This is a genomic window from Pseudomonas sp. BNK-45 (assembly GCF_047456255.1).
In the GTDB taxonomy this organism is placed as follows: Bacteria; Pseudomonadota; Gammaproteobacteria; order Pseudomonadales; family Pseudomonadaceae; genus Aquipseudomonas.
The window spans coordinates 5,711,034-5,731,764 of sequence record NZ_CP179909.1 but is presented as its reverse complement, the minus strand read 5'-3'; the positions used below and the strand labels follow the sequence as shown (position 1 = coordinate 5,731,764).

Here is a 20,731-nt window from a genome sequence, read left to right as displayed (position 1 = left end):
GCGTTCAGGTTTTTACTGGCGGTAGCCGATGGCCCGGTGGCACGCCGATGAATGTGCAAGCAGCGACGTCGCAGCGGGTTTCGAGGTGGAAGCTGTACTGTTTGATCGGAAAATGTCGATTTTCTGTGAGCTGAATCGTTTTACTCTGAGGTATCGAAGTCATAGGGCGTTTTGATATCACGTTTTTGTCTTACGCAAATTTCCGCCGGCCCGATACCGTCTAAGAGCACCCTGCTGCAAGCTCTTGCAGCGCTCTAGGAAGGAGCCAAAGGAATGAGTCTCAGAAGTCTCAACATCGCCCCCCGCGCCAGCCTGGGTTTTGGCTTGCTGGCGCTGATGGTGTTTGTCCTCGGCGCATTTGCCCTGATGCAGATGGCCAACATGCGCCAGCAGTCCGATGAGGTGGAAAGCAACTGGTTGCCCAGCGTCATGTCGGTGGGCGACATGAGCCAGGATCTGTTGCGTCTTCGCGCCCTGACCCTGCGCCTGCTGATCAATCGCGACCCCCAGGCCCTGGCCCAGAACGAAGCCAAGATCAAGGACATCAAGAGTGGCCTGGGCGTTGCCCAGGGGCGCTATGAGTCGCTGATCGTGCTGCCCCAGGAGCGGGTCCTGTTCGATCGCTTCAAGGGCGTGGAGCAGCAGTACCTGCAGCGGCAGGCCCAGGTCATGGCCTTCTCCAGCCAGAATCAGCTGGAGGAGGCGGTCAAGGTGGTCAACGGTGAAATGAACCAGTTGGCCGATGAAATGGCCGCGACACTGCACGAGCTGATCGACTTGAACAAGCAAAGTGCGACCCAGGCCACGGATCTGGCTCAGGCAGTGTTCAGCCAGTCGCGCGTCTGGGTGGTGGCGATGATCGTGGTGGCGGCCCTGGTGACCATTGGCCTGGCCTTGTTGTTGACCCGCAGCATCGTCCTGCCGCTGGCGCAGTCCTTGCGCGTCGCCGAGGTGGTGGCCGGCGGCGACCTGACCGGAGACATCACGGTGATCGGCAAGGACGAGCCGGCGCGCCTGTTGCTGGCGCTCAAGGCCATGCAGCACAGCTTGCGCGAGACTATCCGGCGCATTTCCGATTCCTCCAGCCAGCTTGCCTCGGCTTCCGAGGAGCTCAGTTGCGTCACCGAGGATGCGACCCGGGGCCTGCATCAGCAGAGCCAGGAGATCGAACAGGCCGCCACGGCAGTGAATCAGATGACCGCCGCGGTGGAGGAGGTGGCGAGCAACGCGGTGGCCACTTCCGAAGCGTCCCGGGAGTCAGATCGGATCGCCCAGCACGGTCGCGAACAGGTGCATCAGACCGTGCTGTCCATCGAGTCGCTGGCCGAGGATGTAACAGCCAATGCCAGTCAGGTCGAACAGCTGGCGCAGAAGGTCTACGGCATCAGCAAGGTGCTGGAGGTGATTCGCTCCATCGCCGAGCAGACCAACCTGTTGGCCCTGAACGCGGCCATCGAGGCGGCGCGGGCCGGGGATGCCGGGCGCGGCTTCGCGGTGGTGGCCGATGAAGTGCGGGCCCTGGCCCATAGGACCCAGCAGTCGACCCAGGAAATCGAGCAAATGATCGGCGGTATCCAGCAGGGCACCGATCAGGCGGTCAGCTCCATGCAGCAGAGCAATAGCCGCGCCCATTCGACCCTGGAAGTGGCCAAGGCGGCGGGGCAGGCGCTGGAGGAAATCGCTTCGGCCTTCACCCTGATCAACGAGCGCAACATCGTGATCGCCAGTGCCTCGGAGCAACAGGCGGCGGTGGCGCGGGAAGTGGACCGCAACCTGATGAACATCCGCAACCTGGCGTTGCAGACCTCGGCCGGGGCCAATCAGACCAGCGCGGCCAGCCAGGAACTGTCGCGGCTGGCGGTGGACCTGAACAGCATGGTGGCGCGTTTTTCCGTCTGAGCCGCTGGCGCCGGAAAATGGCAGGCAAAAAAAAGCCCCGAACCGGTCGGGGCTTTTTCATGTCGCGAAGCGGCGAGGCTTACTTGCCCTGCCAGCGCTTCAGCACCAGGGTGGCGTTGGTGCCACCGAAGCCGAAGCTGTTGCTCATCACGGTGTTGATGGTGGCGTCTTCGCGAGTCTTGGTCAGGATCGGCATATCGGCCACTTCCGGGTCCAGCTCGTCGATGTTGGCCGAACCGGCCATGAAGTTGCCTTCCATCATCAGCATGCAGTAGATCGCTTCGTGAACGCCGGCGGCGCCCAGGGAGTGACCCGACAGGCTCTTGGTGGAGCTGATGGCTGGAGCCTTGTCGCCGAACACTTCACGCACGCCTTTCATTTCCGCGACGTCGCCGACCGGAGTCGAGGTGCCGTGGGTGTTCAGGTAGTCGATCGGGGTGTCGACAGTGGACATGGCCATCTGCATGCAGCGGATAGCGCCTTCGCCGCTTGGGGCCACCATGTCGTAGCCGTCGGAAGTGGCGCCGTAGCCGACGATTTCCGCGTAGATCTTGGCGCCACGGGCCAGAGCGTGTTCCAGCTCCTCGACCACCACCATGCCGCCACCGCCGGCGATGACGAAACCGTCACGCTTGGCGTCGTAGGCGCGGGAGGCTTTTTCCGGGGTTTCGTTGTACTGGGTGGACAGGGCGCCCATGGCGTCGAACAGGAACGACTGGGTCCAGTGCTCTTCTTCACCGCCGCCGGCGAAGACGATGTCCTGCTTGCCCATCTGGATCTGTTCCATGGCGGTGCCAATGCAGTGAGCACTGGTGGCGCAGGCAGAAGCGATGGAGTAGTTCAGGCCCTTGATCTTGAACGGTGTGGCCAGGCAGGCGGAAACGGTGCTGCTCATGGTCCGCGTGACGCGGTATGGGCCAACGCGCTTGACGCCTTTCTCGCGCAGGATGTCCAGCGCTTCCATCTGGTTCAGGGTCGAGGCACCACCGGAACCGGCGATCAGGCCGGTACGCGGGTTGGAGACTTGTTCTTCGCTCAGGCCAGAGTCGGCGATGGCGTCTTTCATGGCCAGGTAGGCGTAAGCCGCCGCGTGGCCGACGAAGCGATAGATCTTGCGATCGATCAGTTCTTCGAGGTTCAGGTCAATGGAGCCGGAAACCTGGCTACGCAGACCCATTTCGGCATATTCCGGGTTGAAGCGGATGCCAGGGCGACTTGCACGCAGGTTAGCGGAGACGGTCTCTTTGTCATTGCCCAGGCACGAAACAATGCCCAGACCAGTGATAACGACGCGGCGCATGCGGATAACCCTTAGAAGTTGTCAGTGGAGGTAAACACGCCGACCCGGAGGCCTTCGGCGGTGTAGATTTCGCGGCCGTCAACGCTGACCGAGCCATCGGCGATGGCCATGTTCAGCTTGCCCTTGAGCACGCGCTTGATGTGAATGTTGTAGGTGACCTTTTTCGCCGTCGGCAGAACCTGGCCGAAGAACTTCACTTCTCCCGAACCCAGGGCGCGACCGCGGCCCGGCAGGCCTTGCCAGCCGAGGAAGAAACCGACCAGCTGCCACATGGCATCCAGGCCCAGGCAGCCCGGCATCACCGGATCGCCTTCGAAGTGGCAAGCGAAGAACCACAGGTCTGGAGTGATATCCAGCTCAGCGACCAATTCACCTTTACCGTACTTGCCACCCTCTTCGCTGATATGGGTGATGCGATCCACCATCAGCATGTTGGGGGCGGGCAGTTGCGCGTTACCTGGGCCGAACAGCTCACCGCGACTGCAGCGCAGCAGGTCTTCCCGAGTAAAGGCGTTTTGTTTGGTCATGCGAGCTCCTCAATAGTCCCGTGCGGCAGGGTTGGGCAATCTTCCCGGCCGATCGAAGCGTTCATGCCTCGAGCCGGCAGCCTACTCATAGACTATTGCGTTGTAGTGAAAGTCACAGCGCCAAGGGTATGAAAGTACACTTGTTCACTGAAATTTTTTTTGAGGGCCTTTTCAGGGCCCCGTCGGGTGCCTAAGACTGCCGCACTTTCGCCCGTCACGCCAGTCGCACCTGTTGGAAAATAGCCTGTTACTGCACCCAACGTTGGAGAATCTGCTGCAGATCCGCACGCTTGAACGGCTTGGCCAGGTAGTCGTTCATGCCCGCTGCCAGGCAGGCTTCGCGGTCGCCCTGCAAGGCGTTGGCGGTCAGGGCGATGATCGGCAGATCGGCGCAGCCGGGCAATTGGCGGATCTGCCGGGTGGCTTCATAACCATCGACCAGCGGCAGTCGGCAATCCATCAGAATTGCCTCGAAAATCAGGCTCTCGGCGCTGCGCACCGCCTGGGCCCCGTCGGTGACGATGCTCACGGTGAAGCCCAGGCTGCGCAGCATGGCCTGGATCACGGTCTGGTTCACCGGGTTGTCTTCCACCAGCAGCACATTGCGGCCCTCGCCCTGGTGAGCGGCGGTGCTGACGCGCGGTGCCAGCACCGGCAGGCTTTGCTGGAACAGCGCCAGGGGGATCTCCAGGGTGAACACCGAGCCACGGCCTTCCTCGCTCTGGGCCCGCAGGGTGCCGCCCATGCGTTCGGCCAGGGTGCGGGCAATGGGCAGGCCCAGGCCGGTGCCGCCATACCGCCGGGAAATGCTGCTGTCGGCCTGCTGGAATGCATCGAACATCAGCTCCAGGCTGGCGGGGCTGATACCGATTCCGCTGTCGCGCACCGCACAGGTGAACCACAGGAGCTCATGATCCAGGGCCTGCCACTGGGCCTCGATGATCACGCTGCCTTGTTCGGTGAACTTCAGGGCGTTGCCGATCAGGTTGACCAGAATCTGCCGGATCCGCGTCGGGTCGCCCTTGACCTGCAGCGACTCCATGCCCGGTGGCAGGCGCAGTTGCAGGTCCAGGCCGCGCTGCAGGGCGCTGTGCTGGAAGGCCTGGGCCGAGCTGCCGATCAGTTCGGCGAGGTTGAACGGGATGTGTTCCAGCTCCAGGGCTGAGCGTTCGATGCGCGAGAAATCGAGGATGTCGTTGATCACCTTCAGCAGGTGTTCGGTGGACTCCGAAGCCAGCGCCGCGTATTCGCTCTGCTCCTGGGTCATCTCGGTGGTTTCCAGGAGCTGCAGCATGCCCAGCACGCCGTTCATCGGGGTGCGCAGTTCGTGGCTCATCATCGCCAGGAAATCCGATTTCGCCTTGTTCGCCCGTTCCGCTTCCTCCCGGGTCTGGATCAGTTGCGACATGGCCTGTTGCTGCTCGCGGCTGGCCAGCTCCAGGCCGGCGGCGAGGTTGTTGATGTGGCGTGCCAGATTGCCCAGCTCGCCGTCGTCGACAATCGGCAGCGGCGCCTTGAAGTCGCCTTCCTGGATCGCCTTGACCGCGTTACCCATGGCGCTGATGGGTTGCGCCAGGCCGGCAGCCAGGCGCCGTGCGAGGAGGAAGGTGAATAGCAGGGCGAACAGGGCGAGGATCGCGGCCTTGAGGAGTATTTCCTGCTGGCGCTGGCTGAAGGCGTCGTTGGACATGCCGACAATGACCCGTCCCAGATACCCGTCGCCCTGGGGCCCGAGGCTGGTCGGGTCGTCTTCCAGGAAGTCGTTGTGCACCTGGATGCGCTGCAAGCGCACCGGCGCCTGGAACACCTTGATCTGTTGCGCCTGTTTATGAGTGGCAGACGGTTGCTCGACATACACCAGGATGTTGTTGGCGCTGTCCTGGACCTCCAGAAAGTGCACGTGGGGCGTGGCCAGGGTGGCCTGCAACAGGCTTTCCAGGCCTTCGTTGTTGCCGGAGATCACGCCGTACTCGGTGGCTGGCGCCAGCTGGTTGGCAATCAGTTGGCCGGTGTGGTTGAGCTCCTGGCGCAGGTCCTGAATGCGCACGAAGGTGAAGAAGCTGATCAGCAACAGGGTCAGGAGCAAGGCCGGGCCGAGGCTGATGAGCTGCGTGCGGGTGTGGATGTCCCATCGGCGACGCAATTTCATGGGCGTTGCTCTCCTTCACTCAGTTGGCGCGCGACGGCTTGCGGGTCGATTTCCTCGATGCCCAGTGAGCGTGCCACCTGTGGATTGCTCAGTACTTTGAAGGCCGCCGGGTACAGTGCCCGGGGCCAGCGATTCGGCGCCTGCTCAAGCAGGCTGTCCAGGGTCTGCAGCCAGTCCTGCTGGTCGCTGTAGGTGCTGGCCAGGCTGCCGGCCCTGACGAAGCCGGCATTGGGGCCGATCAGCGCCCGCTGTTGGGCGTAGCTGCTCAGGAGCAGGTTCTTCACGGTTTTCGGGTTGTACAGCTTGGGGTCATCCAGGCCCAGCAGCACGTCGCTGTTGCGCAGCAGGTTTTGCAATGGCCGGCTGTCGTGGGTGCTGTCCCAGGCTTCGGCGACGATCTCCAGGCCCAGGGATTGCGCGGCGCCGCGCAGCTCCTTGAGCAGGAACTGGCTGTCCTCGCTGTACAGCACGCCAACCCGGCGCACCTGGGGCAAGACCTGGCGGATCAGGTGCAACTGACGACTCGGCGGTGGATCGCTCCAGAGCAGGCTGAGCTCGGGGTGGTGCAGGCCTTGCAGGCGCTGTTCGGCTTGCAGGCGGCTGATGCGCAGGACCAGGGTGGCCGGGCCCTGGGGATCTTGCAGGCGCCAGTCGAGGCTTTGCGGATCCAGCAGAATCAGGCGCGTGGCGCTGGGCAACTGGCCCGGCGCCGGCAGTTGCTCCAGCGGTACGAAGTGCACCTGGTCCTGGGGGCGTTGGGCGGCCAGCTCTGCGGTGAAGGTGCGTACCGCCGGGTTGTCCTCGCTGGCGGTCAGCAAGACGTCGGCGGCGCGCAGCGGTGCGCACAGCAGCAGACTCAGCAGGAACAGGCCCCAGCCGAGTCGGCGACGCAAGTCCAAGGCCCCCGAGGGCCGCTGCCGGGCCACGCTAGAACTCCAGCTCGGCGCTGAAATAGACCAGGTGCCGCGAGTCGTAGCGGTTGTCGGCGAAGGTGCTGGGCTGGTGGTCGAGTCGTTGTTGCAGTGTGCCCGCCAGTTCCAGGTTGGCCTTGCCCAGGGCCAGGCGCTTGGCGATGCGCGTGTCGACGCGTTCGAAGCGGTAGCCGTTGAGGGCGCTGTCAGCGTAATAGAACAACGCGCTGGACCAGCCCCGGCCCCAATTGCGCAGCCAGCCGGCGGAGCCGCTGTTGCTGGCGGTCAGGCGCTGGTCCAGGGGGTTGCTGGCTTGGGCGTGGACATAGGCGTAGGTCAGGCGCAGGCGGTCGGCGTGGCTCAATTGCCAGTCCAGCTGGCTTTCGGTGCCGGAAAAGCGTGAGGAATTGCTGTTGCTGGCGATGTATTGGTTGTTGCGCAGCGGCTCGCTGATCATGCCGCTGATTTCGTCGTAGAACAGCTTGATGTCGAGGTTCAGGGCCTGGTCGACGAAGTAGCCGTTGTAGCCCAGCTCGCGGGAGCGCATGTGTTCCTGATCGAGGTTGCCCGGGCCCCGGGTCTTGACGAAGTACTGGGCGCTGCTCTGGCCGTAGACCGGGTTGCTCAGGCCGGTGACCCGGTAGCTCCAGTTGACGTTGTTCTCGAACATGTCCGGGGAGCGGATGGCTTCCGAATACACCGCCCGCAGCCCGTGGCGCGGGTTGATCAGGTAGTTGACGGCGATCCGTGGCGTCAGCGAGTTGCCGGTCAGCTGGGTGTCTTCGTACATAGCCCCGCCCTGGATCAGCCAGTGTTCGCTGGCTCGCCACTCCAGCTGGCCGAACAGGCGCCAGGTGGTGTCGTCGAGGGTGCCGTTGAAATAGGTTTCGGAGTCGGCCCGGTCGTAACGATAGTTCATGCCGCTGACCAGTCGCAGGTTATCGCTGAGGCTCAGGGTGTCCTGCAGTTCAAGGTCGTAACGGGTTTCGCGGGTGCTCTGGTCGATGTTGCCGCAGACGGGGTTTTGGCCTCCGTCATTCCATTGATCGATGATTTGGCTTGCCAATGCCCGTTCCGTTGCAGTTCCTGAGGGGGCGCCACTCAAGGTACTTGGCATATTCCTCGCCAGACGTTCGGCGTAATAGGGATTGAGTTGCCAAAGACGCGTCAGTTCAGGGCTGAAGGAAACCGCGGCATCACAGGCTCTCCATGTCTGCTGGCGGTCCCAGTGTTGGGCCGAGCCCTGTATATAAAGGCTGTGCTGTGGATTGAGCTCCAGGTTCCAGCGTAGAGAGCCTGCGTAGTCCTTGGCGACAATGTCAGAGTTGTAGCCCTTCTCGGCATAGTCCTTGAACACCGGTTTATAGGTATAAGGCCGCTGGTTGGTGCCTTCCTTGGCATTCAATTGCCAATCGATGCTCTGCTGCTCGTCGAGCATCTGGCTCACCGACAGGCTGAAGCGGTTCAAGCGCTTGCTGTCGCGGTAGTCGGCGCCCAGGCGATTGTGGTCGAAGCCGTCATCTTCCTGTCCGGACAACGACAAGCGCAGGTCGCCGGTTTCCCAGCCCGTACCCTGGCTGGCGTACCAGTCGCTGATGCCGCGCTGGCCCCGGGTCACCTTGAACCGGGTGCCGTGGCTGTTGGCCGGTGCGCGGGTAATGATGTTGACCACCGCCATCAGCGCATTGGCGCCGTAGCTGACGGTGTTGGGGCCGCGAAACACCTCGATGCGTTCGATGTCTTCCATGGCCACCGGAATGTCGCTCCAGTCCACCGTGGCCAGGCCCGCGCGATACACCGAGCGCCCGTCGATCAGCACCTGCATGCGCCGCGCTTCGCTGGTGTTGGTGCCGTGGTAGTTGACCGTGGCCTGGTTGCCGCTGATGGCCCCGACCATCATCCCGGGCACCAGGCGCAGCAGCTCGCTGACGTCCCGGGCGCCGCTGGCCCTGATCAGTTCGTTGTCGAGCACGGTCATGCTGCCCGGCACGGCGGCGGGGGATTGTTTCAGGCGTGTGGCGGTCAATACCTCGGGCAGTGCGCTGCCGTCGAGAAACAGATCGTCGGCCAGCACCGGGTGGCCGAAGAGCATGCCCAGCAGCAGCGACAGACGAAGAGGTGAGGGACCAACGGACACGGCACAGCCTTGAATCTTGAAAGATGGCGCGCATGTTAACCGAGATAGTCGAGTTTTCCAGTCGATAAGCCCGACATTCCCCGAATGACAACGCGTGTTCCCGACAGGTTGCCTGAATGGCCGGTGGGGCTGGTGGTGGGAAAAGCGCCCCGTATAATGCCGCCATCGCCACTGCTATGGATAAACGGATTGCATATGACACAACAGCGCCCTATTGCGGTCCTGGGAGGCGGAAGTTTTGGTACCGCCGTGGCCAATCTGCTGGCCGAAAACGGTCACCCGGTGCGGCAATGGATGCGTGATCCCGAGCAGGCCGAGGCCATTCGGGTCAATCGCGAGAATCCGCGCTATCTCAAGGGCATCAAGATTCATCCGGCGGTGGAGCCGGTCACCGACCTGCTGGCCACCCTGAATGACTGTGACCTGTGCTTCGTCGCCTTGCCTTCCAGCGCCCTGCGCTCGGTACTGGCGCCCCACGCGCAGTTGCTGAGCGGCAAGCTGCTGGTCAGCCTGACCAAGGGCATCGAGGCCCAGACCTTCAAGCTGATGAGCGAGATCCTCGAGGACATAGCCCCGGCGGCGCGCATTGGCGTGTTGTCGGGTCCCAACCTGGCCCGGGAAGTGGCCGAGCATGCTCTGACCGCCACCGTGGTCGCCAGTGAAGATGAAGAGCTGTGCCAGCGGGTCCAGGCGGCATTGCACGGGCGGACCTTCCGCGTCTACGCCAGTGCCGACCGCTTTGGCGTCGAGCTGGGCGGGGCGTTGAAGAACGTCTACGCGATCATCGCCGGCATGGCGGTGGCACTGGGCATGGGGGAAAACACCAAGAGCATGCTGATCACCCGTGCCTTGGCGGAGATGACCCGTTTTGCCGTCAGCCAGGGCGCCAATCCCATGACCTTCCTCGGCCTGGCCGGAGTCGGCGACCTGATCGTCACCTGTTCCTCGCCCAAGAGCCGCAACTACCAGGTGGGCTTTGCCCTGGGGCAGGGCCTGAGTCTGGAGGACGCGGTGACCCGCCTGGGCGAAGTGGCGGAGGGCGTCAACACCCTCAAGGTGCTCAAGGCCAAGGCCCAGGAACTGGGCGTCTACATGCCGCTGGTCGCCGGCCTGCATGCGATTCTGTTCGAAGGGCGGACGCTGAATCAGGTGATCGAGCTGCTGATGCGTGGCGAGCCGAAAACCGACGTCGACTTTATCTCCACCAGCGGATTCAACTGAGTAGCACAGGAGCCAGACATGAACGATACGAATTCCGAAGCCAAATACGAATCCATCCTCCTGCGCGTGCTGTGGATGCTGGTGTTCGTGATGGTGTGGCAGGTGGCGCAGTTTCTTCTGGGCGCCCTGGTCCTGGTGCAACTGATCTATCGCCTGATCTACGGCGCGCCGAATGCCGGGCTGATGAACTTTGGCGACAGCCTGAGCCAGTTCCTGGCGCAGATTGGCCGGTTCGGCAGCTTCCACACCGAGCAGAAACCCTGGCCGTTCGCCGATTGGCCGACCCCGCGGGCCCCTGAAGGGGAGGCCCCCCACAGTGTGCCGCCGGCGCCCCACCCGGTGCGTGACGAGGAGCCCAAGCTGTGAAGTTGTGGGTACTGCGTCACGGCCAGGCCGAATCCCATGCGGCCAGCGATGACCTGCGCAACCTTACGGCCCACGGCCGCCAGGAAGTGCTGGGCAGCGCCGCGCAGCTGATTGGCCAGCCCATCAGTGCGATCATCGCCAGCCCCTATGTGCGGGCCCAGCAAACGGCGCAACTGGTGCGTCAGGCCCTGGGCTTCGAGGGCGAGATCCACACCGTGCCCTGGTTGACCCCGGAGGCCAACCCATTGCAGGTGCTGGAGCATCTGGACAGTGCGGACAACCTGCTGCTGGTCAGCCACCAACCCTTGGTCGGCAACCTGATCGGCCTGTTGCAGCACGGTCATCTGCGCGATCCCCAGCCCATGAATACCGCCAGCCTGGCGGAGCTGGAAGGCGACTGGCCGCTGGCGGGGCTGATGACCCTCAATAGCGTCAAGCACCCCTAGAGCGCCACGGCGGCCAGGCAGTTCCTGGCCGCCGCCGGTCCGTCGGGGTGACCGACACCCGGTTGTGCGGCGCTACATTTCTTAACTTGCAGCCCTCCTTTGTGCGTGGAATAGTCGACCAAGCAAGTGCTTGGTTGGTGTCGCGAACAGAATAAAAACAAAGGAGCGAGTCATGGCTGCTGCTTTTCGTTTGCCGCTGCAAGTGTTCTACGAGCGCGAGGCTCGTCATCCCCAGCAATGTTTTCTGGTTCAGCCCAGCGCCGGGGGGCAGGTGCAGGAACTGAGCTGGTTCGAGGTCGGCCAGCAGGCCCGTCGCGCCGCCCAATGGCTGCGGGAGCGCCAGTTGCCCCCCGGCAGTCACATCGCAATCATCGGCAAGAATTCCGCGCACTGGATCATCAGCGACCTGGCGATCTGGATGGCCGGGCATGTGTCGGTGCCGCTGTATCCCAACCTCACCGCCGATTCGGTGGCCCAGGTACTGGAGCATTCAGAGTCGGCCCTGGTGTTCATCGGCAAGCTCGATGACTGGCCGGGCATGGCCCCGGGGATCAGGCCCGGTCTGCCCACCGTGCGCCTGCCGCTGGCCCCTGAAGGCACTTTCGACTGCACCTGGGACGATCTGCAAGGCTGTCAGCCGTTGACTGACAGCCCGAGTCCACCGGCCGAGCAACTGGCCACCATCATCTACACCTCCGGTACCACGGGCCTGCCCAAGGGGGTGATGCACAGCTTCGGCAATCTGGGTTTTGCCGCCACTCACGGGACACAACTCTTCGGCCTGGGCCCGGGGGATCGACTGCTGTCCTATCTGCCGCTGTGTCATGTGGCCGAGCGCATGTTTGTCGAGATGGCGGCGATCTATACCGGGCAGACCGTGTTCTTCGCCGAGAGCCTCGATACCTTCCTGGCGGACCTGCGGCGGGCCCGGCCCACGGCCCTGTTCGGCGTGCCGCGAATCTGGACCAAGTTCCAGATGGGGGTCTACAGCAAGGTGTCGGCCAGGCGCCTGGACGTTCTCTTGAGCCTGCCGTTGATCGGCAAGCGCGTCGGTCACAAGGTGCTGGCCGGGCTTGGGCTGGACGCCTTGCGGGTGGCCTTGTCCGGGGCGGCGCCGGTGCCCCAGGCACTGTTGCACTGGTATCGGCGGTTGGGCCTGGACGTACTGGAGGTCTATGGCATGACCGAGAGTTGCGGTTATTCCCATATCGGCCGTTCCGGGGAGCAGGTGCCGGGCTGGATCGGTCGGCCCTGTCCCGGGGTTGAAGTGCGTATTGATGACGCGGGCGAGGTCCAGGTGCGCAGCGGGGCCACCATGCAGGGCTATTACAAGGACCCGCAGAAGACCGCCGAGACCATCACCGAAGACGGTTTTCTGCGCACCGGCGACAAGGGCGAACAGGACGCAGCCGGCAATCTGCGCCTGACCGGCCGGCTCAAGGAAATTTTCAAGACCAGCAAGGGCAAGTACGTGGCCCCAGCACCCATCGAGAATCGCCTGGCCGTGCATGCCCATATCGAGCAGGTGTGCGTGGTGGGGGACGGTCTGAGCGCTCCTCTGGGGTTGTGCGTGCTTTCGGCGGCGGGCTTGCAGGCCGCGGCAGGGAGCGCCCGGGAAGGGTTGCACAGCAGCCTGGAAAACCTGCTGGCCCAGGTCAATGGCGGCCTGGACAAGCATGAACGGCTGCATCGGCTGGTGGTGGTCAAGGACAACTGGGCCGTGGAGAACGGCTTTCTGACCCCGACCCTGAAGATCAAGCGCAATGTGATCGAGGCCACCTATGGCGGCAGTTTTCAACGCTGGAGCGAGCGCAGCGAAGCCGTGCTGTGGCAGGATTGATCGACAATAACCACCCAGAAGGGAAGCAGCGATGAGCCTATGGCGTACCACTCCGAACATCGAGCAACTGAACGCGGCACAGAAGAACACCATCGGCGAAGTGCTGGATATTCGCTTCGAGTCGTTTGATGAGGAATCGCTGAGCGCAAGCATGGTCATCGACCATCGCACCCACCAGCCCTACGGGTTGCTGCATGGCGGGGCTTCGGTGGTGCTGGCGGAAACCGTCGGCTCCATGGCCAGCTACCTGTGTATCGATGCCAGCAAGTTCTATTGCGTGGGCCTGGAGATCAACGCCAATCACCTGCGTGGCTTGCGCAGCGGACGGGTGACGGCGGTGGCCCGGGCCATTCATATCGGGCGCACCACCCATGTCTGGGATATCCGCCTGAGCAGCGATGAAGGCAAGGCCAGCTGTATTTCGCGCCTGACCATGGCGGTGGTGCCTCTGGGGCAAACGCCGCCGGCGCAATGAGTGAGCGCGCCATAGGCTGAGCCTGGGTGTCAGTATTCCTGTCCGTTACGGTCATTGCCCTGGTGCAAGGGCCTGCGGACAATCGGTGTTGGTTTGGTGGATGGATAGGTCGGTATGTCGCAACAGGTGTTTTTCGCTCACGCCAATGGGTTTCCCTCGGGCACGTACGGCAAGCTGTTTGCTGCCCTGGCGCCGGAGTTCGAGGTGGCTCATTTGCAGCAGCATGCCCACGACCCGCGCTTTCCGGTGGACGACAACTGGCAGAGTCTGGTGGATGAGCTGATCCACCACCTGCAACAGCAGGCGCAGCCGGTGTGGGGCGTGGGGCACTCGTTGGGGGGCGTGCTGCACCTGCACGCGGCCCTGCGCTGCCCGGAGCTGTATCGGGGGGTGGTGATGCTCGATTCGCCAGTGCTGACCCGGGCCGACCAGTGGGTGATCCGCGCCGCCAAGCGCTTTGGTTTCATCGACCGCCTGACTCCCGCCGGGCGAACCCTGGGGCGCCGCGAGGAGTTTACCGATGTCGAATCGGCGCGCAGCTACTTTGCCCGCAAGACGCTGTTCCGAGCCTTCGACCCCGATTGCCTGGACGCGTACTTGCAGCATGGCCTGCAGCAGGTGGGCGACCGCTTGCGCCTGCGTTTCGATCCGGCGACCGAGATCAGCATCTATCGCGGCGTACCGCACACCAGCCCCGGCAGCGCTCGCCAGCTCAAGGTGCCCCTGGCCGTGGTGCGGGGCCAGCAGAGCAGGGTGGTGATGCGGCATCACACCAGTGCCGTGGGGCGCATGCCCCTGGGCGAGTCCCTGACCATGCCCGGCGGCCACATGTTTCCTCTTGAGCGGCCCGAAGCCACCGCCACCCTGCTCAAGGAACTCTTCACCCGCTGGGAACAGCGCCGGAGCTGTGCATGAGCCAGGTCGTCGAGGAAGTTCGCCTGAACCTGCCCCACATCGAGCTGGCGGCCCATCTGTTCGGGCCCGAGGACGGCTTGCCGGTGATCGCCCTGCATGGTTGGCTGGACAACGCCAACAGCTTCGCCCGGCTGGCGCCCAAGCTCAAAGGCCTGCGCATCGTGGCCCTGGACATGGCCGGTCACGGGCATTCCGGGCACCGTCCGCCGGGCGCGGGTTATGCCCTGTGGGATTACGTCCACGACGTGCTGCAAGTGGCTGAACAGCTGGGCTGGAAGCGCTTTGCCCTGATGGGACATTCATTGGGAGCGATCGTGTCGCTGGTGCTGGCGGCGGCGCTGCCGGAGCGGGTCAGCCATCTGGCCCTGATCGACGGCGTGATTCCTCCGACCGCCAGCGCTGCAGGTGCCGCCGAGCGGCTGGGCATGGCCTTGCAGGCGCAACTGGACCTGCAGGACAAGCGCAAGCCGGTCTACAGCACGCTGGAGCGAGCCATCGAAGCGCGGATGAAGGGGCTGGTGGCGGTCAGTCGCGAGGCTGCCGAGCTGCTGGCCCTGCGTGGTCTGATGCCGGTGCCCGGTGGCTATACCTGGCGCAGCGACAGCCGCCTGACCCTGGCATCGCCGCTGCGCCTGACCGAGGAGCAGGCCATGTCCTTCGTCGAGCGGGTCAGTTGCCCGACGCAGTTGGTGGTGGCTGCCGACGGCATGCTGGTTCGGCACGAGTCCCTGCTGCAGCGTCTACCCTTTAGCCGGGAACAGCTGCCGGGCGGCCATCATCTGCACCTCAACGATGAGGCCGGCGCAACCTCTGTCGCAGACTGTTTCAATCAGTTTTTCGCCGTTCCTTGACTTGACGGGGTCAACTGTCGAGGCTGGGCGGGTTGAAATGGGAGACAACCATGATAGATCTGTACACCGCTGCGACCCCCAATGGCCACAAGGTTTCCATCCTGCTTGAAGAGCTCGGATTGCCCTACACGGTGCATGCTCTGAGTTTCGACAAGCGCGAGCAAAAGGCGCCGGCGTTTCTGAAGATCAATCCCAATGGGCGTATTCCGGCCATCGTCGACCGAGACAATGGCGATTTTCCCGTATTCGAATCCGGCGCGATCCTGGTGTATCTGGCCGAGCGCAGCGGGCAACTGCTGCCCAGCGATGCCAAGGGCCGCTCGATCGTCATGCAGTGGCTGATGTTCCAGATGGGCGGCATCGGGCCCATGCAGGGCCAGGCCAACGTGTTCTTCCGCTATTTTCCGGAAAAGCTCCAGGGCGCCATCGATCGCTATCAGCATGAAACCCGGCGCCTGTATGAAGTCCTCGACACCCGCCTGCAACAGGTCGAGTACCTGGCCGGGGACTACAGCATTGCCGACATCGCCACCTTCCCCTGGGTGCGCGGTCATGAGTGGTCCGGTGTTTCGGTACAGGGCTTGCCGGCCCTGCAACGCTGGATGGCGGCCCTGGAGGCCCGGCCTGCGGTCCAGCGTGGCTTGCAGGTTCCGCAACGCAGTGACGACGCCAGCGTCGTCAAGGGCGCCCAGGCCATGCTTATCCGATGAGAGTTTCCATGCGTTCACTCAGTGTTCTGGGCTTGTCCTTCCTTAGCACCCTGGCCCTTGCCGCCGATCTGCCCGGCAGCCATGACCTGCCCCTGGTGCCCCGTCTGACCGATGCACAAATCGTCGACTACCGTCCGCAAGTGGAGCAGGAGCGTGTCTACCCGTTGGGCTCGATCCGCAGAATCAGCGGCCAATTGCGCTTTGACGGTCAGGTCAATGCCTGGGGCAAACTCACGGCCATCACCTACCAATTGCCCGCCGAACGCACTTCCAACGAAGCCTTCACCCTGGCTCGCGAAGCCCTGCAGAAACAGGGGGCAGAGCTGCTGTTCTGGTGCCAGGCCCGGGATTGTGGCGAGAGCAGCCTGTGGGCCAATGAGGTGTTCGGCAACGCCAAGCTGTTTGGCGCCGACGAGCAGCAAGCCTATTTGCTGTTGCGCCTGGCGGCGCCCCAGGACAACTCCCTGGTGGCCCTGTACAGCATTACCCGGGGTAACCGCCGGGCCTACCTGCACGTGGAGCAGTTCGACGCCAGCGCTGCCCTGGGCGACTTGCTGCCCACTTCGGCGACCCTGCTGCGGCAACTGAAGGACACGGGCAAGCTGGACCTGCCCAAGCTGACCGATCCCCAGCCCGTCTGGCTCAACCTGCTTTCCCGCGGGCTGAACCTGGACACCACGCTGCGGGTCAGCCTGTCCGGCCAGCAGGCCGAGGCCTGGCGCCAGGCCCTGATTGGCCAGGGCGTGCTGGCGACGCGCATGGAAACCGGCGACACCCAAGCGGCCGGGCTGCACTTCGAACTGCTGCGTTAAGCTGTTTCAGGCGGCCTGCACTCGCGGGTTCGCCTACTCTTCTCCGTTTACCCTTGTGCGAGACATTTCATGCCCAATAACGATCGCCTGCTGGTGCAGATTCTGCTCCTGGTGTTGTTCGGTGCCAGCTTCTGGGTGATGGCGCCTTTCTGGTCGGCGCTGTTCTGGGGCGCGGTGCTGGCCTTTGCCAGCTGGCCGCTGATGCGTTTGCTGACCCGCTGGCTCAATGGCCGCGAGTCTCTGGCGGCGGCCCTGTTGACCCTGGGCTGGATGGTTTTGGTGGCGGCGCCGCTGGTCTGGCTCGGGCTCAACCTGGCGGATCACGTGCGCGATGCCACGGCCTTTATCAAGGATGTGCAGGTGGACGGCCTGCCCGAGGCTCCCGCCTGGCTGGGCAGCCTGCCATTGGTGGGGGAGCGTCTGGTCGGGCTGTGGAACAGCATCGATCAACAGGGCGCGGCGCTGATGCTGGCCGTCAAGCCGTATCTGGGGCAGGTGGGCAACTGGCTGCTGGCCCGCAGTGCACAGATCGGCGGCGGTATTCTCGAACTGACCCTGAGCATCGTCTTCGTGTTTTTCTTCTACCGTGACGGTCCGCGCCTGGCGTTGTTCGTACACAAGCTGCTGGAACGGTTGATCGGCGATCGGGCCGGCTACTACATCGATCTGGTCGCTGGCACCGTGCAACGGGTGGTCAACGGGGTGATCGGCACCGCTGCGGCCCAGGGCCTGCTGGCGCTGATCGGCTTTCTCATTGCCGGGGTGCCAGGGGCGCTGGTGCTGGGGATCGTCACCTTCCTGCTCAGCCTGATTCCCATGGGGCCGCCCCTGGTGTGGATTCCGGCCACGGCCTGGCTGGCCTGGAAGGGCGAATACGGCATGGCGGTGTTTCTGGGGATCTGGGGCACTTTCATCATCAGCGGCGTCGACAACGTGCTCAAACCCTACCTGATCAGTCGCGGTGGCAACCTGCCCCTGGTGATTGTGCTGCTCGGGGTGTTCGGCGGCCTGATCGCCTTCGGCTTTATCGGTCTGTTTATCGGTCCGACCCTGCTGGCGGTGGCCTACAGCCTGCTGCTGGACTGGAGCGCCAGTCAGGCCCGGACCCAGGAGCCGCGCTGAGCCGCGGCTTGCCGCTCGACAGGGGAGCGGCAAGCACCCATCAGGCGGCGACGTTGACGCTGTTGCCGACGCTGCTGGCAGGGTTCAGCTGATACTGCTTGCTGAGGTTGGCGATCATCTTGCCCAGGGCTTCGGTCAGGTTGGCCTGCGGGTTCTGAGTCTCGCTGTCCTGGTTGCGCCCGGCCTGCAGCGCGGCCTTGAGCTCATCGCTGCTGATGCCGCCGCTGCTGTCGCTGTCGAGTATTTTCAGCAATGCCGAACTGCTGTCGTTGCTGGCCGAGTTCTTGTCGCCGGACTGCAGGGCACTACTCAGTTCGTCGGCACTGATGCTGCCGTTGCCGTCGCTGTCGAGCTGGCCGAACAGTTGCTCGCCGGAGAGCTGTTGCGGGGGCGGTGGAGGCGGCGTCAGGCTGGCGGCCAGTTCGTCTGCACTGACGTTGCCATCCTGATTCTTGTCCAGGGCCGAGAAGAGCTGCTTGCTGTCGGCGCTGCTACCGGCACTGCTCAAGCCGCTGCTCAGTTCGTCACTGTTGATGACGCCGTCGCCGTCACTGTCCAGAGCGCTGAGCAGGGCGTCCGCCAGTTCGGTGCCGGGCGCCTGTCCGTGATGCGCCGGTGGCGCCATGGCGGCCATTTCATCGCTGCTCAGGCTGGCGTTGCCATCGCTGTCCAGTTCGCTGAAGTTCTTGCTCAGGCTGACCAGGACACCCTTGTCGCCCTTGTTCGACAGAGCGTTGTTCAGCTCGTCCTGGTTCACCTCGCCGTCGCCGTTGCTATCGAGCCTGGCGAACAGGTCCTTCTGCAATTGTTGGCCGCGGCTGGTGCTGGAGGCACTGCTGCTGGAGCTGTAATAGCTCGAATAGTTGCTGCTGACGCTACCTATCATTGGACTCGCTCCTTGGGATGAATGGATCCGGTGGAGGCACCGGCTCATGCAGCCTCAAGGCTGGAGTTGTCCTGGGTATGGGCGCTTTGTACCCGTGGCTACACAAGGGACTCAGGGGCGGGGCAGGCGCAGCACCGCGGTCAGGCCGCCGCCGGGAGTCTCTTCCAGCAGCAACTGGCCGCCCATGCGCTCTGCCGCTTCGCGGGCGATGGTCATGCCCAGGCCGACGCCGCCGGAGTTGCGGTTGCGTGAGCCTTCGAGGCGGAAGAAGGGTTCGAACACGGCCTCGCGCTTGTCGGCGGCGATGCCGGGACCATGGTCGATGACCCGGATCAGCAACTGATCCCGATGGTCTTCCAGGGCCAGGGTGGCATGGCCGGCGTAGCGCAGGGCGTTGTCCAGCAGGTTGTTGATGCACGACTGCAGGGCCATGGGCTGGACCAGCAGCGGGGCGCAATGGCCCTGGGCCTGGGCATCGGCGCCCTGGTCCTGGGCGTTCTCGCACAGCGACTCCACCAGCGCCTGCACGTCCATCCATTGCTCGGCCTCGCTGGTGCGCTGTTCATGCAGGTAGCTGAGGGTGGCGTCGAGCATCTTGATCATGTCGTCCAGGTCCTGGCGCATCTGCCCCTGCAGCTTGCTGTCCTCGATCTGTTCCAGGCGCAGTTTCAGGCGTGACAGCGGTGTGCGCAGATCATGGGACACGGCGCCGAGCATGCGCCCGCGTTGTTGGACCTGTTCCCGTATGCGTTTCTGCATCTGGTTGAAGGCGCTGGCGGCCTGTCTTGCTTCCCGCGGGCCGACCTCTTCCAGGGGCGGGCTGTCGAGGTTTTCGCTCAGGCGTTCGGCGGCGTCGCTCAGGCGCTGGATCGGCCGCGAGAGCAGCTTGGCGCCGTACCAGGCGGCAATGACCAGGGAGATCAGTTGGAAGGTCAGAGGCACCAGCGGTCCGCCGAACCAGGGGCGTGGCGGACGTTGCGGGAAGTACGGCGGCGGCCCAGGAGGGCTATTGCCGAGGGCCACCGGCGGCGGTGGTGGTGGAGGGGGCGGCGGATGTCCGTAATGGTGGAACCAGAAAAACGCCAGAAGGTGGGCGAGCACGATCGCGATCAGCAGGAGGCCAAACAGCCGGCCGAACAGCGTATCGAAGCGCCCGCGCATCAGCCGATGTCTCGTGCGTCGAACAGGTAGCCTTCGCCACGCACGGTCTTGATCAGTTGCGGCGATTTCGGGTCGTCCCCGAGCTTCTGCCGCAGGCGCGACACCAGCAGGTCGATGCTGCGATCGAAGGCCTCGATGGAGCGGCCCCGGGCCGCGTCCAGCAGTTGTTCGCGACTCAGCACTCGGCGCGGGCGTTCAATGAATACCCAGAGCAGGCGGAACTCGGCGTTGGACAGCGGCACCACCAGCCCGTCGGCGGAGATCAGCTGGCGCAGGACGCTGTTCAGGCGCCAGTTGTCGAAGCGGATATTGGCCCGCTGTTCGCTGCGATCGTCGCGGACCCGGCGCAGGATGGTCTGGATCCGCGCCACCAGCTCCCGCGGTTCGAAGGGCTTGGCCATGTAGTCGTCGGCCCCCAGTTCGAGGCCGATGATGCGGTCGGTGGGCTCGCAGCGGGCGGTGAGCATGAGGATCGGAATGTCCGATTCGCTACGCAACCAGCGGCACAGGGACAGGCCGTCTTCACCGGGCAGCATCAGGTCGAGCACCACCACGTCGAAGTGCTCGGCCTGCAAGGCCTGGCGCATTGCTGCACCGTCGGTGACACCGCTGGCGTGGATGTTGAAGCGCGCCAGATAGTCGATCAGCAGTTCGCGGATCGGCACGTCGTCATCGACGATCAGGGCCCGAGTGTTCCAGCGCTTGTCGTCGGCATTGGCCACGGCTTTGGAGTCGTCGTTCAGAGGGGCTGGAGTGTTATGCATGGGTGCGTTCATCTGCCAGGTAGGCTGCCGGCCATCAGGAGGCGACGGCGAGGTTATGGCTTCAGCATAGGCGTCCGGCCCGGGGGCAGGAAGTGCTGTTCGAGGGTGTTGCGGCTGGCGAGGGTAGCGCCGGGTATTGTTGCTGGCGTGTCGTCAGTGTATCTGCGTTGATACAAATGCCGGGGCGGCCCGCGGATTTGCCGGCGGATCGAAGATCCCTGGCACCGTTGAGGAGGATT

Annotated in this window: 19 protein-coding genes and 1 pseudogene; 12 read left to right on the top strand and 8 right to left on the bottom strand. The window is 63.9% G+C overall.

Annotated elements, in window-relative coordinates; genetic code table 11:
* Positions 1-273: 273 nt before the first annotated feature.
* Together ACMGG8_RS25905 and ACMGG8_RS25900 are read left to right on the top strand one after the other, a co-directional pair.
* Positions 274-1,044 (top strand): annotated as a pseudogene (locus ACMGG8_RS25905) (MCP four helix bundle domain-containing protein); the annotation flags it as partial.
* Positions 1,036-1,899, top strand: a complete 864-nt coding sequence (locus ACMGG8_RS25900; RefSeq protein WP_375136255.1) for a methyl-accepting chemotaxis protein — start codon at positions 1,036-1,038, stop codon at positions 1,897-1,899. The pseudogene ACMGG8_RS25905 and the gene ACMGG8_RS25900, both read left to right, overlap by 9 nt.
* 79 nt (positions 1,900-1,978) lie before the next feature.
* On the opposite strand, the gene fabB is transcribed toward ACMGG8_RS25900, so the two are convergent.
* From fabB to ACMGG8_RS25875, 5 genes are all read right to left on the bottom strand, one after another.
* Entirely contained in the window at positions 1,979-3,199 is a 1,221-nt protein-coding gene (gene fabB, locus ACMGG8_RS25895; RefSeq protein ID WP_016963486.1) for a beta-ketoacyl-ACP synthase I, read from the bottom strand.
* A gap of 11 nt (positions 3,200-3,210) precedes the next feature.
* A complete protein-coding gene (gene fabA / locus ACMGG8_RS25890; protein ID WP_011060067.1) occupies positions 3,211-3,726 on the bottom strand; it encodes a 3-hydroxyacyl-[acyl-carrier-protein] dehydratase FabA in 516 nt (171 codons plus the stop codon).
* A gap of 247 nt (positions 3,727-3,973) precedes the next feature.
* The gene (locus ACMGG8_RS25885; RefSeq protein WP_060838199.1) at positions 3,974-5,875 is read right to left on the bottom strand and encodes an ATP-binding protein; all 1,902 of its coding nucleotides are present in this window, start codon (positions 5,873-5,875) and stop codon (positions 3,974-3,976) included.
* The gene (locus tag ACMGG8_RS25880; RefSeq protein WP_414158690.1) at positions 5,872-6,768 is read right to left on the bottom strand and encodes an ABC transporter substrate-binding protein; all 897 of its coding nucleotides are present in this window, start codon (positions 6,766-6,768) and stop codon (positions 5,872-5,874) included. The genes ACMGG8_RS25885 and ACMGG8_RS25880 overlap by 4 nt, the downstream gene beginning before the upstream one ends.
* A gap of 34 nt (positions 6,769-6,802) precedes the next feature.
* Complete coding sequence (locus tag ACMGG8_RS25875) at positions 6,803-8,923, bottom strand: TonB-dependent receptor plug domain-containing protein (RefSeq protein WP_414158689.1); 2,121 nt, start codon at positions 8,921-8,923, stop codon at positions 6,803-6,805.
* Positions 8,924-9,118: 195 nt separating this feature from the next.
* Here ACMGG8_RS25875 and ACMGG8_RS25870 point away from each other — a divergent pair, with 195 nt between their 5' ends.
* The 10 genes from ACMGG8_RS25870 to ACMGG8_RS25825 all read left to right on the top strand — a co-directional run bounded on the left by ACMGG8_RS25870 (position 9,119) and on the right by ACMGG8_RS25825 (position 17,681).
* Complete coding sequence (locus ACMGG8_RS25870; RefSeq protein ID WP_016965784.1) at positions 9,119-10,144, top strand: NAD(P)H-dependent glycerol-3-phosphate dehydrogenase; 1,026 nt, start codon at positions 9,119-9,121, stop codon at positions 10,142-10,144.
* A gap of 18 nt (positions 10,145-10,162) precedes the next feature.
* On the top strand, positions 10,163-10,510 hold the full coding sequence (locus ACMGG8_RS25865; RefSeq protein WP_060838201.1) for a DUF4389 domain-containing protein: 348 nt from the start codon (positions 10,163-10,165) through the stop codon (positions 10,508-10,510).
* Entirely contained in the window at positions 10,507-10,956 is a 450-nt protein-coding gene (gene sixA, locus ACMGG8_RS25860) for a phosphohistidine phosphatase SixA (RefSeq protein ID WP_060842840.1), read from the top strand. The genes ACMGG8_RS25865 and sixA overlap by 4 nt, the downstream gene beginning before the upstream one ends.
* Before the next feature lie 172 nt (positions 10,957-11,128).
* Positions 11,129-12,796, top strand: a complete 1,668-nt coding sequence (locus ACMGG8_RS25855) for an AMP-binding protein (protein ID WP_414158688.1) — start codon at positions 11,129-11,131, stop codon at positions 12,794-12,796.
* A 31-nt stretch (positions 12,797-12,827) separates the two neighbouring features.
* A complete protein-coding gene (locus ACMGG8_RS25850; protein ID WP_060838204.1) occupies positions 12,828-13,271 on the top strand; it encodes a hotdog fold thioesterase in 444 nt (147 codons plus the stop codon).
* Positions 13,272-13,385: 114 nt separating this feature from the next.
* Positions 13,386-14,186 (top strand): alpha/beta fold hydrolase, encoded by an 801-nt coding sequence (locus ACMGG8_RS25845; RefSeq protein WP_060842842.1) that lies wholly within the window; start codon positions 13,386-13,388, stop codon positions 14,184-14,186.
* Positions 14,183-15,037: an alpha/beta fold hydrolase gene (locus ACMGG8_RS25840; RefSeq protein WP_414158687.1), complete on the top strand. Its 855-nt coding sequence runs from the start codon at positions 14,183-14,185 to the stop codon at positions 15,035-15,037. The genes ACMGG8_RS25845 and ACMGG8_RS25840 overlap by 4 nt, the downstream gene beginning before the upstream one ends.
* 50 nt (positions 15,038-15,087) lie before the next feature.
* On the top strand, positions 15,088-15,747 hold the full coding sequence (locus ACMGG8_RS25835) for a glutathione S-transferase family protein (protein WP_060842843.1): 660 nt from the start codon (positions 15,088-15,090) through the stop codon (positions 15,745-15,747).
* 8 nt (positions 15,748-15,755) lie between these two features.
* Entirely contained in the window at positions 15,756-16,559 is an 804-nt protein-coding gene (locus ACMGG8_RS25830; RefSeq protein WP_414158686.1) for a DUF4892 domain-containing protein, read from the top strand.
* Positions 16,560-16,628: 69 nt separating this feature from the next.
* On the top strand, positions 16,629-17,681 hold the full coding sequence (locus ACMGG8_RS25825) for an AI-2E family transporter (RefSeq protein WP_060838209.1): 1,053 nt from the start codon (positions 16,629-16,631) through the stop codon (positions 17,679-17,681).
* Positions 17,682-17,721: 40 nt separating this feature from the next.
* On the opposite strand, the gene xopAW is transcribed toward ACMGG8_RS25825, so the two are convergent.
* The 3 genes from xopAW to ACMGG8_RS25810 form a co-directional block, all read right to left on the bottom strand.
* Positions 17,722-18,567, bottom strand: coding sequence for a XopAW family type III secretion system calcium-binding effector (gene xopAW, locus ACMGG8_RS25820; protein ID WP_060838210.1), 846 nt, complete (start codon positions 18,565-18,567; stop codon positions 17,722-17,724).
* A 111-nt stretch (positions 18,568-18,678) separates the two neighbouring features.
* Entirely contained in the window at positions 18,679-19,728 is a 1,050-nt protein-coding gene (locus ACMGG8_RS25815; protein ID WP_235758718.1) for a sensor histidine kinase, read from the bottom strand.
* A complete protein-coding gene (locus ACMGG8_RS25810; RefSeq protein WP_414158685.1) occupies positions 19,728-20,492 on the bottom strand; it encodes a response regulator in 765 nt (254 codons plus the stop codon). Before ACMGG8_RS25810 ends, ACMGG8_RS25815 begins: the two co-directional genes overlap by 1 nt.
* Positions 20,493-20,731: the final 239 nt, after the last annotated feature.